This is a genomic window from Pseudoalteromonas agarivorans (assembly GCF_024518735.1).
In the GTDB taxonomy this organism is placed as follows: Bacteria; Pseudomonadota; Gammaproteobacteria; order Enterobacterales; family Alteromonadaceae; genus Pseudoalteromonas; species Pseudoalteromonas atlantica.
Genome location: NZ_JANIGJ010000002.1, coordinates 219,324 through 229,778, shown reverse-complemented (window position 1 = coordinate 229,778; position 10,455 = coordinate 219,324). Strand labels below are relative to the sequence as shown.

Annotated in this window: 8 protein-coding genes; 4 read left to right on the top strand and 4 right to left on the bottom strand. The window is 41.4% G+C overall.

Annotation, left to right across the window (positions count from 1 at the left end):
* Window positions 1-2 precede the first annotated feature (2 nt).
* Complete coding sequence (locus NQT65_RS05395; protein WP_004587308.1) at window positions 3-947, bottom strand: DUF58 domain-containing protein; 945 nt, start codon at window positions 945-947, stop codon at window positions 3-5.
* A gap of 3 nt (window positions 948-950) precedes the next feature.
* Window positions 951-1,907, bottom strand: a complete 957-nt coding sequence (locus NQT65_RS05390) for an AAA family ATPase (protein ID WP_004587307.1) — start codon at window positions 1,905-1,907, stop codon at window positions 951-953.
* A 329-nt stretch (window positions 1,908-2,236) separates the two neighbouring features.
* Between NQT65_RS05390 and fadI the strand changes: the two genes are divergently transcribed.
* The 3 genes from fadI to NQT65_RS05375 all read left to right on the top strand — a co-directional run bounded on the left by fadI (window position 2,237) and on the right by NQT65_RS05375 (window position 6,566).
* Window positions 2,237-3,547 (top strand): acetyl-CoA C-acyltransferase FadI, encoded by a 1,311-nt coding sequence (fadI, locus tag NQT65_RS05385; protein ID WP_024031879.1) that lies wholly within the window; start codon window positions 2,237-2,239, stop codon window positions 3,545-3,547.
* Window positions 3,547-5,769 (top strand): fatty acid oxidation complex subunit alpha FadJ, encoded by a 2,223-nt coding sequence (gene fadJ / locus NQT65_RS05380; RefSeq protein ID WP_256850666.1) that lies wholly within the window; start codon window positions 3,547-3,549, stop codon window positions 5,767-5,769. The genes fadI and fadJ overlap by 1 nt, the downstream gene beginning before the upstream one ends.
* Window positions 5,770-6,056: 287 nt before the next feature.
* A complete protein-coding gene (locus NQT65_RS05375) occupies window positions 6,057-6,566 on the top strand; it encodes a GNAT family N-acetyltransferase (protein ID WP_024031882.1) in 510 nt (169 codons plus the stop codon).
* Between the two features lie 37 nt (window positions 6,567-6,603).
* Here NQT65_RS05375 and NQT65_RS05370 read toward each other — a convergent pair whose 3' ends face one another.
* Entirely contained in the window at window positions 6,604-6,990 is a 387-nt protein-coding gene (locus tag NQT65_RS05370) for an MmcQ/YjbR family DNA-binding protein (protein ID WP_004587303.1), read from the bottom strand.
* Window positions 6,991-7,184: 194 nt separating this feature from the next.
* Here NQT65_RS05370 and efpL point away from each other — a divergent pair, with 194 nt between their 5' ends.
* Window positions 7,185-7,757, top strand: coding sequence for an elongation factor P-like protein EfpL (gene efpL / locus NQT65_RS05365; RefSeq protein ID WP_004587302.1), 573 nt, complete (start codon window positions 7,185-7,187; stop codon window positions 7,755-7,757).
* A gap of 413 nt (window positions 7,758-8,170) precedes the next feature.
* On the opposite strand, the gene NQT65_RS05355 is transcribed toward efpL, so the two are convergent.
* Window positions 8,171-10,429: a sensor domain-containing protein gene (locus NQT65_RS05355; protein ID WP_055253033.1), complete on the bottom strand. Its 2,259-nt coding sequence runs from the start codon at window positions 10,427-10,429 to the stop codon at window positions 8,171-8,173.
* Window positions 10,430-10,455 lie beyond the last annotated feature (26 nt).

Sequence of the window (10,455 nt, the reverse complement as noted above, 5' to 3'; positions counted from 1 at the left end):
GGTTATTTTCTCACTAATTGCAGCTCAAGCGGGCTCGCTGCATTGAATGATATTAAGTTAAGACCCGATTTAGTTAAGCGATTTAGGCGTGTGCTAAATGCTTGCTCGGCGTTTTTTGCAAAGCGCTCTCTAAAGCTTTTATCCATAAGCGGTAGCGCAAAATCTTGGCCGTTGGCATTAACAGTGACAGCGTTTTTAAACGCGGGGAGCGTATGTTCAAACGGATCACTTATATGACAGCCTATCAGCTCACAGTGGCGGCTTAATATTTCTAATTGTTTAAAGCTTGCATCATCTAAGGCATTAAAGTCAGAGACTAAATACACTAAGCTGCCAGGTTTAGCTAAGTGGTTAAGGCGTTTTAAATTATCGCTAAAGTTGTTGGTTGCTTGTTTGTCTATATTGTTAAGTGCTTGCTGGTGGCTGTCGCATAGATTATGACACAGCTTTAATACCGCTTTTTCGCGGGCGCTGGGCTTTAGTTCTAAATGCGAGTGTTGATTAAACACAATACCGCCAATTCTATCTCCGCGTTGACACGCCGACCACGCAACTAGCGCGCTAATGTGCGCAGCCTGTACCGACTTAAGCAGCAGCTTTGAGCCAAATAGCATAGAGTTTGAAAAATCAGTAAATACAAAAACTGGGCGCTCTTTTTCTTCTTGAAAAAGCTTTGTATGGGTTTCGCCGGTACGCGCTGTTACTCGCCAGTCAATAGAGCGAATGTCATCACCTTGCTGGTAATGACGCACTTCGGCAAACTCCATGCCTCGGCCTTTATGGGGCGCAAGGTATTGCCCAGTTAAACTGTTTTTAATTTTAACTTTAGGTGCCAGCTCTAATAACTGTGCTTTAGCTTTGTAATACAGCAGTTCTTTTAGCGCTAAATTTACACCGTGGCTGTGGCTTTCTTTTAGCCACGCCTTTGAGTCTAATTGTGTTTGCATAACTTAGGGTACGGCTACAAGTTCAACAATGCGGCTTATAACCTGATCTTTAGTAATGCCATCAGCCTGTGCTTCGTAGCTTAAAATAATACGATGGCGCAGTACATTATGTACAACGGCTTGAATGTCATCGGGTGCTACAAAATCGCGGCCATGTAACCAAGCGTGGGCACGGGCACATTTATCAAGTGCAATGGTAGCACGCGGGCTTGCGCCAAACTCAATCCAACGGCCAAGTTGCTCATCAAACTTAGCTCCTTCACGAGTGGCAATAATAAGCTGTACTAAATATTGCTCAAGCGGCTCGGCTAAATACAAGCCTAAAATAGCTTGGCGAGCGGCAAATAAATCGCTTTGGGTAATTTGTTGCATAACCGCTTGTTGTTCATTAAGTGCTTCACCACGGGTTAACCGCAGTATGTCTAGCTCGTGCTCTGCACCTGGGTAATCAATGCTTAAATGTAATAAAAAGCGGTCTAATTGTGCCTCTGGCAGCGGGTAAGTCCCTTCTTGCTCCAGCGGGTTTTGGGTCGCCATTACCATAAACAAATCGCTTAGCGGATAGGTGTTTTTGCCTACCGTTACTTGGCGCTCTGCCATGGCTTCTAGTAGTGCTGATTGTACTTTTGCTGGGGCACGGTTTATTTCATCGGCTAAAATAAGGTTATGAAATAAAGGGCCTTTCTCAAACACAAACTCGCTGGTTTGTTGGCGATAAATATCGGTGCCAGTTACATCGGCAGGTAATAAGTCGGGCGTAAACTGTACGCGCTGGAACGAGCCTTCAATACCTTTAGCAAGGGCGTTAACAGCACGGGTTTTTGCAAGCCCTGGCGGGCCTTCTACTAATAGATGGCCATCAGCTAAAATGGCAATAAGGAGTGCTTGAGTAAGCTCTGGCTGGCCAATAATTTGTGTATCTAAGTACGTTTTTAATTGTTTGAATGCGTTAGCTGCCATAATAAATAGACTTCCTCGTCAGCTGGATTTGTACCTAATTTATTTTAGGTGATTAATACTGACCTAGTTATAAGGTTTATAAGTGAGTAACTCAAGAGTTAGACTGTATTTTTAAAAATAGTTCGTTATTTTTTAACGGTTTTTAGCGTACCACAAAACTTTGTAAAAACGCGTAAAAAAGCCTATTGTGGTAGTCAATATTAAGCACTATGTATATATCTACCTTTAGTGCTTTTGTATAAATTTGTGTTTATCTATTGGCTTTAGCACACGGGTTGTTTAGAATCGAGGAAAACAAACAGGTCAGACCTGTCAGCGGGAGAGCATAAATGTCTGAGCAAAACATACTAAAAACACCAAAAGGCGACCGTATTGCCATCGTTAGCGGCTTACGTACTCCTTTTGCAAAACAAGCAACAGCGTTTCACCATGTACCAGCCCTTGATATGGGTAAGTTGGTGGTCAACGAAATGCTTGAACGATTAAATTTCGACAAGTCAGAAATCGATCAACTTGTATTTGGTCAAGTAGTACAAATGCCAGAAGCGCCAAATATTGCACGTGAAATTGTTTTGGGTACGGGTATGCCAGTAGGCGTAGACGCGTATTCAGTATCGCGTGCGTGTGCTACCAGCTTTCAGGCCATTGCTAATGTAGCTGAGTCTATTATGGCAGGCTCTGTAAATGTAGGTATTGCCGGTGGCGCCGACTCATCTTCAGTATTACCTATTGGCGTAAGTAAAAAATTGGCAGGTAGCTTAGTTGATTTAAACAAAGCACGTACCTTAGGCCAGCGTTTACAAATATTCTCAAAATTGCGTTTAAAAGATTTATTACCAGTACCGCCTGCGGTTGCTGAATACTCAACAGGCCTTTCAATGGGGCAAACTGCTGAGCAAATGGCTAAAACACATAACATAAGCCGTGAAGATCAAGATGCACTAGCGCATCGCTCGCATTCACTTGCAACCCAAGCATGGGCCGATGGCAAGTTAAAAGATGAAGTAATGACGGCACACTTACCGCCATATAAAAGCTTTATTGAAGAAGATAATAACATTCGTAAAAATTCTACAGTTGAAGGCTACGCTAAGCTTAAACCAGTATTTGACCGCCAACATGGCTCGGTTACCGCTGCAAATGCAACACCATTAACCGATGGTGCAGCTGCCGTACTGATGATGAGCGAAAGCAAAGCAAAAGCACTAGGCTACGAAATTTTAGGTTATGTACGTAGCTTTGCGTTTTCGGCAATTGGTGTAGAAAAAGACATGCTAATGGGCCCAGCGCATTCAACGCCTATCGCACTTGATAGAGCAGGAATTACACTTGCTGATTTAGATTTAATTGAAATGCACGAAGCCTTTGCATCGCAAACACTAGCCAATATGAAAATGTTTGCATCAGATAAGTTTGCGCAAGAGCAACTTGGTCGTAGCAAAGCAATTGGCGAAATTAACATGGATAAGTTTAACGTTAACGGCGGCTCACTAGCATATGGTCACCCATTTGCAGCAACCGGTGCTCGCTTAATTACGCAAAGCTTACACGAGCTTAAACGTCGTGGTGGCGGTTTAGCATTAACAACAGCGTGTGCTGCTGGTGGTTTAGGTGCAGCCTTTGTATTGGAGAGCGCGTAATGACAGATTCAGTATTTAATTTAACGGTAGATGAAAACAAAATTGCCGTAGTAACCATTGATGTGCCGGGTGAGAAAATGAACACCCTGCGCGACTCATTCGCTGATGACTTAAAAGCTTTACTTGAAGCGGCTAAGCAAGAGTCAGTAAAGGGGATGGTATTTATAAGTGGTAAAAGCGATAACTTTATCGCGGGCGCTGATGTAAAAATGCTTGATAGCGTGCAAAAGCGTGAAGATGCGTTAGCAATTAGTGAACTTTGTCATCAAGCCTTTTTTGATATGACAAAACTACCTTATACAACAGTAAGTGCAATACATGGTGCTGCGCTTGGTGGTGGTTTAGAGTTTGCTTTAGCGTGTGATTACCGCGTAGGCACAGATAGCGATATGACTAAAGTAGGCCTGCCTGAAGTACAACTTGGTTTATTACCAGGTGGCGGCGGTACGCAGCGTTTAACTAAAATTGTAGGCATTCAAAAAGCACTTGAATGGATGCTAACAGGCAAGCAGATTCGCCCTAAGCAAGCTAAAAAAGCAGGCGTATTAGATGATGTAGTACCACAAAGCGTATTACTAAAAGTCGCTAAAGAATTTGCCGCTAAGAAAAAGCCTGCAGATAAAGAGCCAAAGCTTGATAAAGTAAGCAAATTATTAGAGTCAAACCCGTTTGGCCGTAACTTTATCTTTAAAAAAGCCAAAGAAAACGTCCTTAAAAAAACCGGCGGACATTACCCTGCGCCGCTTGCAATTATTAAGGCTGTGCGTGCAAGTGTAGAGCTTGATAAATTAAAAGCATACAAAACAGAAGCTGAAAGCTTTGCAACACTTGTAATGAGTGATGAATCTAAAGCGCTTCGCGGTATTTTCTTTGCAACCACTGAAATGAAAAAAGAGTGGCGCAACGACGATGCGCCAGCAATTAGTAAAACAGCTGTTTTAGGTGGCGGCCTAATGGGTGCCGGTATTGCGCATGTAAGCGCAGTAAAAGCCAAAGTACCTGTACGTATTAAAGATGTAGCAGAGCAGGGCATTAGTAATGCCATGAACTACACCTACAAAATTTTAGATAAGCGCCTTAAACGCCGCATTATGTCTAAAGCTGATATGCAGTTAACAATGAACCGTATTACCGGTACTACCGACTACAGTGGCTTTAAACACATTGATTTAGTAGTAGAAGCTGTTTTTGAAGATTTAGCCTTAAAGCAAGGTATGGTTGCCGATATAGAGCAGCAATGCCAAAGCAATACTATTTTTGCAAGTAACACGTCATCACTGCCTATTTCACAAATTGCAGCACAGGCACAGCGCCCTGAAAACGTGATAGGCCTGCATTACTTCTCGCCAGTTGAAAAAATGCCACTCGTGGAGATTATTCCGCACGAAGGGACTTCACAAGAGACTATAGCGCGCGTAGTTAACTTTGCACGTAAGCAAGGTAAAACGCCCATTGTGGTAAAAGACATGGCAGGTTTTTACGTAAACCGTATTTTAGCGCCTTATGTAAATGAAGCAGCTAATTTAATGCTTGCCGGTGAGCCAATTGAAAAAATTGATGCAGCCCTTGTAGAGTTTGGTTTCCCAGTTGGGCCGCTTGCTTTACTTGATGAAGTAGGGATTGATATAGGCTCTAAAATTGCCCCAATTCTTGAAAAAGAATTAGGCGAGCGATTTAAAGCGCCTGATGCATTTTCTCGTATGATTGATTCAAAACGCCTAGGCCGCAAAACGGGTCGTGGTTTTTATGAGTACGATAAAAAGAGCAAAAAAGTTGACGAGTCAGTGTATGAGCTATTAGGTGTAACCCCTGCACCGCGTTTAAATAAAAGCGAAATTGCTAAGCGCTGTGTATCACAAATGCTTAACGAAGCCGTGCGTTGTTTAGACGATGGCATTATTGCCAGCCCACGTGATGGCGACATTGGCGCTATATTTGGTATTGGCTTCCCACCATTTTTAGGTGGACCGTTTAGCTATATGGATAAATTGGGTGCCAGCAAGGTTAGCTCTGATATGTCTACATTAGCTAATAGCAATGCAAATTTTGCCCCATGCGACACGTTAGTAAGTATGGCTGAATCAGGCGCTAAGTTTTTTCAAACGCAGCCTGTTGCAGATGAGCCAAGCCCAGCACCTGTTGCTGAACAAGCTATAGAAGCAGAGCCTGCTGATGAGCAACCTCAAGAAGAGAGCGTTGACTCACCAAAACAAGACTCGTAAAACAGCTTGATTAAAAAAACCGCATTATATGCGGTTTTTTTATATCTGCTATTTGTAAATATAGAATTCTAGGGCGCAATAATACCAACCCGCAATAATACTTAATCATTCTGCGGGGCTAAACGTGTCGTTACCTGTGTTAAAAACGTGCATTTATAAAACCTAAATTGCCAGTTTTTATTTAGTTATCGACAGGTTTTTACCCTCAAATAAGACTTATAATTAAGTGGCTTGCTATAAAGTATGTTAGCTTAATTTGCAGCTAAGCAGATAAGAGGTAAACCATTATGCAGTTGTTTACAGCACGATTGGCAATGCGCCCGCTTCAAAGCAGTGATTGGCCATTATTTTTGCAGTTACATCAAAATCCTACCGTGATCCGTTATTGCTACGATATGCCCAGCGAAGCGTTTGTACGCAGCCGCTTTGAACAACGTTTAAAAAGTTGGGATAGCACTTCTACTCATCCACTTTGCCTTGTGGTATTTGATAAGCATTCAAATGAGCCCATGGGTGTAACGGGGTTTACATACGAACTTGAGCAAGCTGAGCTAGGCTATTTGTTTTTACCCGCGTATTTTAATCAAGGCTTTGCCAGTGAGTCATTGCGTGCCGTGATTGAGTGGGCATGGCAACAATGCGGTATTACACAGTTTAAAGCCGTGGTTACAAAGGGGAATATAGGGTCTGAAAAGGTATTACAAAAGTGTGGATTAACGTTAACTGGCATTAATACGCAAGCGCACACTATTAATAATACACGTTATGACGATTTGATATACACATTAAAATTGTAGCAAATAGGGCTAGCAAGCTAGCCCGTGATGGTGGTTTCTATAGATGTGCTTCAATTGCTTTACGGTCTTTTTCTGGCATATTCTCAACAACTAATTTGAACGAATTATCGATCATTCTTTCAATTTCGCCTTGTGGAATAGAGCCATCTAATATCACCGTATTCCAAAGCCGCTTGTTCATATGATAGCCAGGGATCACCGCAGGAAAAATATCACGCAATTTAAGTGCTTCATCGGGATCGCACTTTAAATTAAGCCACCAAATAGGATCTCCATCATCATTAACGTCTCCATCATTACCTAAGGCAAGGGTGGCAAACATTTTATGATTTACTTTATAAACATCAACCTCTTGAGCAAATGGTTTTGTCACTTGCACCAAGGGCTTCTTTACTAAATACTCATGTACTGTGTTTTGGTCCATGATCCAATCCTTGAAGTCATACTCGGTAGAGATACCATAGCAGTTTTTTTCGCTTTTGATTATAGGTATTTAGTTTTAAATTAAAAATTTGCAAGTCTATATTAAATGTAGCCCCAAATTAACGTATTTTTAGTTGAACAATACCCAGTTCGTGGTATGTTTCTGGCAATCAAAAAAATAATAGGAAAACCCCCATGCCAAAGGCGAGTGAAGTTAAAAAAGGAACCGCGATTGAGTTTAATAATCGCGTGTTGGTAGTTAAAGATATTGTACGTTCAGTACCACAAGGTCGTGCAGGCGGTAGTTTGTACCGTATGCGTTTATACGATGTAGTAACAGGTGCAAAAGTAGACGAAACCTTCAAAGACAGCGACATGCTAACCCTAGCAGATTTAACTCGCCGCGAAGCAATGCTTTCTTACATTGATGGCGATGAATACGTGTTTATGGATAATGAAGACTACACGCCGTATAACTTAAACAAAGAGGCGATTGCAGAAGAAATTCAATTCGTTAACGAAGAAACGCAAGGCGTACACGTTATTGTAATTGATGGCTCGCCTGTAGGTTTAGATTTGCCATCAAGCGTAGAGCTGGTTGTTGAAGAAACAGACCCTTCAATCAAAGGCGCTTCTGCCAGTGCACGCTCTAAGCCTGCACGCCTGAGCACGGGCTTAACCATTTCGGTGCCTGAGCATATATCTACGGGCGACCGTATCCGTATTAATACGGTTGAGCACAAGTTTATGGGTCGCGCTGAAAAGTAACCCAAGCTATACAATAAAGCTGGAAAGCTGGCGCTATGCCGGCTTTTTTTATGCCTAAATTTTTAAACTAGGTAATAGTAATCTGCATCAATACTTAATTTATATGCGCTGATAGCTAAAATGGCGACTCATTGGCTTATCAAGCCTGCTGCTTTAAAAGTGTGTTATTTGCCGTTAAAATGCGCAGCGTTGTTTTGAGCTCAACTGGGGTGATGTTTGCTTTTCGTTTTTATTAATGCTCTATGTGCTTTGGCCATTTACATTCAAGCGCTTAAAAAAGGCATGCCAATTAAACGGTGGATTTTATTAGGGGCGCTAATAGGCCCTGGCGCATGGTGCTTATTCGGTTTGCATTACAGGCGTGCTTTTATACGCAACGTAGGAGCTGGTGCGTGTATATGGCGCCCGTAACATTACCTTATTTGCGCTAAATGTTTATTAGCACTAATAAGGCTTGGCGTAGAGTTGCTTTGTTGCTGTTTTAAAAAGGCCGTAAATTCATCTTTTGAAAGCGGTTTTGAATAGAAGTAGCCCTGTACGGTTTCACAATTTAGCGTTTTAAGTATGTCAATTTGGCTTGCTTGCTCCACACCTTCAGCAACCACATGTAAATCGAGGTTTTGCGCAATCGTCACGATAGAGTCAACCATGTTGCGGCCACGTTCGGTTTTCATGTCATCAATAAATGCTTTGTCTACTTTTAAGGTATTCAGCGGAAATTGTTTTAAGTACGCTAAAGATGAATAGCCTGTACCAAAATCGTCCATGGCTAAATGAATACCACGGGCACTTAGCGAGCGCATAATTGCAATGGCTTCTTGTGGGTCGTCCATTACCGTGCCTTCGGTAATTTCCAGCTCTAAAAAGTAAGAAGGTAGCTCGTTTTTTTGCAATATCACGTCAATACGGGTCGTTAAATCTGGCAAGCTAAACTGCTTAGCCGATAAGTTAACTGCAACGCGGCCGCTAAATAGTCCATCGTCTAGCCATTGTTTTACATCGCGACATGCTTTGTTTAAAACCACTTCACCAATTTCTATTATTTGCCCGGTTTCCTCAGCAATAGGAATAAATACACCGGGGCTGATAACGCCTTTTTTAGGGGTTATAAAGCGCACTAATGCTTCCATTCCGGTAAGTTTACCAGTGCGAATATTCATTTTTGGTTGGTAATACACTTCAAAATGGTTTTCTTTTAGACCAAAGCGCATTAGGTTTTCTATTTGTAAGCGTTTAACCGCTTGGCGGTTCATGGTGTCGTTAAAAAACAGGTAACTATTGCCTTTCTTTTTAGCATGATACATTGCGGTATCTGCGTTTTTTAATAACAGCTCTGGGGTACTGCCATCTTCAGGGAATAACACTATGCCTACGCTTGAGGTAATAGCGAGCTCGTGGCCTGCCATTTTAAATGGGGTCGCAATTGCAGCTAAAAATTGCTTTGCCATGCGAGTAATAACATGAATATCATTAGTATCTGCCATAACTAAGGCAAATTCATCACCCCCTAAGCGGTAAAAAACATCATTCTCACGGGTTAATTTATTTAATCGCATAGCCAGTTTTGCTAACAGGCTGTCGCCTAGCTGGTGGCCTAATGAATCATTAATTTTTTTAAAATTATCTAAATCAAATACCAAAAGGGCATGGTGGGTATTTTGTTTTACTAGCTTTTGTAGGTCGGTAAAAAATAAATTTCTGTTAGGTAAACTGGTCGTACGGTCTCTATTTGATAAATTATGCAGTTGCGATTGTGCATTTTTACGTTCGGTTAAATCTGAATAAACCACTACATAGTTTGTTATTTGGTGTTGTTCGTTTTTTATCTCATCAATAGAAATCTCTATTGGCAGTAACACTCGCTCACTATTGCGCAGTTTTACCTCTTGTTGAATTCGCTCACGCTCTCGTACTATATTTTTAATGTTTTCTGTGTAGCTTTTATCGTAACCAGGTAAGTTAAAAGGCTTTTTGAGATATTGCTCTCTAACGCCACCAAAAAGCGTTAAAAAGCTGGGGTTAATATCAACTAAGTTAAAGTTTTTATCATATATAGCAAGTGCATCAGTGAGTGATTCTACACACTTAGCAAATAAATTGAGGCGCTCTTGTGTTGATTTTAACACTGAAATATCGCGCACTGTGCCGGTCATTCTCAGTGGCGCTAAGTTGGCATCTTTTTCTATTATTTTTCCGCGGTCTAATACCCAGTGCCAGTGGCCAAAGGTGTCTTTAATACGGTAAGTGGCTTCAAAAAAAGCAGACTTTTGAGCAAAGTGTTTTTTTAATAAATGCTCTACTGAGGCAATATCGTGTGGGTGGATCAAGCTTTTATTTGGCGGAAAACCCATTAACGTTGTTGAATCCATCATGTATTTATCGTTAATACGAATAACTTCGCCAGTTTTTATATTCCAATCCCAAAGAGTATCGCCACTGCCTTCAACCGTGCTTTTTAAGCGCTTTTCCGAGAGGCTGTGCTGTAACCGAGAGCGCTTTAATTTATAAATTACAAATAATAGGTATGGCAAAGCCAGCGCAAGTAGGGCACTGGCAATAATTAAAACGGTGTTGGTATTTATATTAAAGGCGTGTTCAAAGGCAACCGCTGCGGGTGCTAGGCTTAGCAGCAACCAGTAAAAACCACATTTTATTGTTGTTATTTTTATCATTTGTTTTATTACTACTAATTAACAAA

Excerpts from the sequence above, each read along its gene's own strand:
- fadI (WP_024031879.1), top strand. The coding sequence starts at position 2,237 with ATGTCTGAGCAAAACATACTAAAAACACCAAAAGGCGACCGTATTGCC.
- NQT65_RS05375 (WP_024031882.1), top strand. The coding sequence starts at position 6,057 with ATGCAGTTGTTTACAGCACGATTGGCAATGCGCCCGCTTCAAAGCAGT.
- fadJ (WP_256850666.1), top strand. The coding sequence starts at position 3,547 with ATGACAGATTCAGTATTTAATTTAACGGTAGATGAAAACAAAATTGCC.
- NQT65_RS05395 (WP_004587308.1), bottom strand. The coding sequence starts at position 947 with ATGCAAACACAATTAGACTCAAAGGCGTGGCTAAAAGAAAGCCACAGC.
- NQT65_RS05355 (WP_055253033.1), bottom strand. The coding sequence starts at position 10,429 with ATGATAAAAATAACAACAATAAAATGTGGTTTTTACTGGTTGCTGCTA.
- NQT65_RS05370 (WP_004587303.1), bottom strand. The coding sequence starts at position 6,990 with ATGGACCAAAACACAGTACATGAGTATTTAGTAAAGAAGCCCTTGGTG.
- NQT65_RS05390 (WP_004587307.1), bottom strand. The coding sequence starts at position 1,907 with ATGGCAGCTAACGCATTCAAACAATTAAAAACGTACTTAGATACACAA.
- efpL (WP_004587302.1), top strand. The coding sequence starts at position 7,185 with ATGCCAAAGGCGAGTGAAGTTAAAAAAGGAACCGCGATTGAGTTTAAT.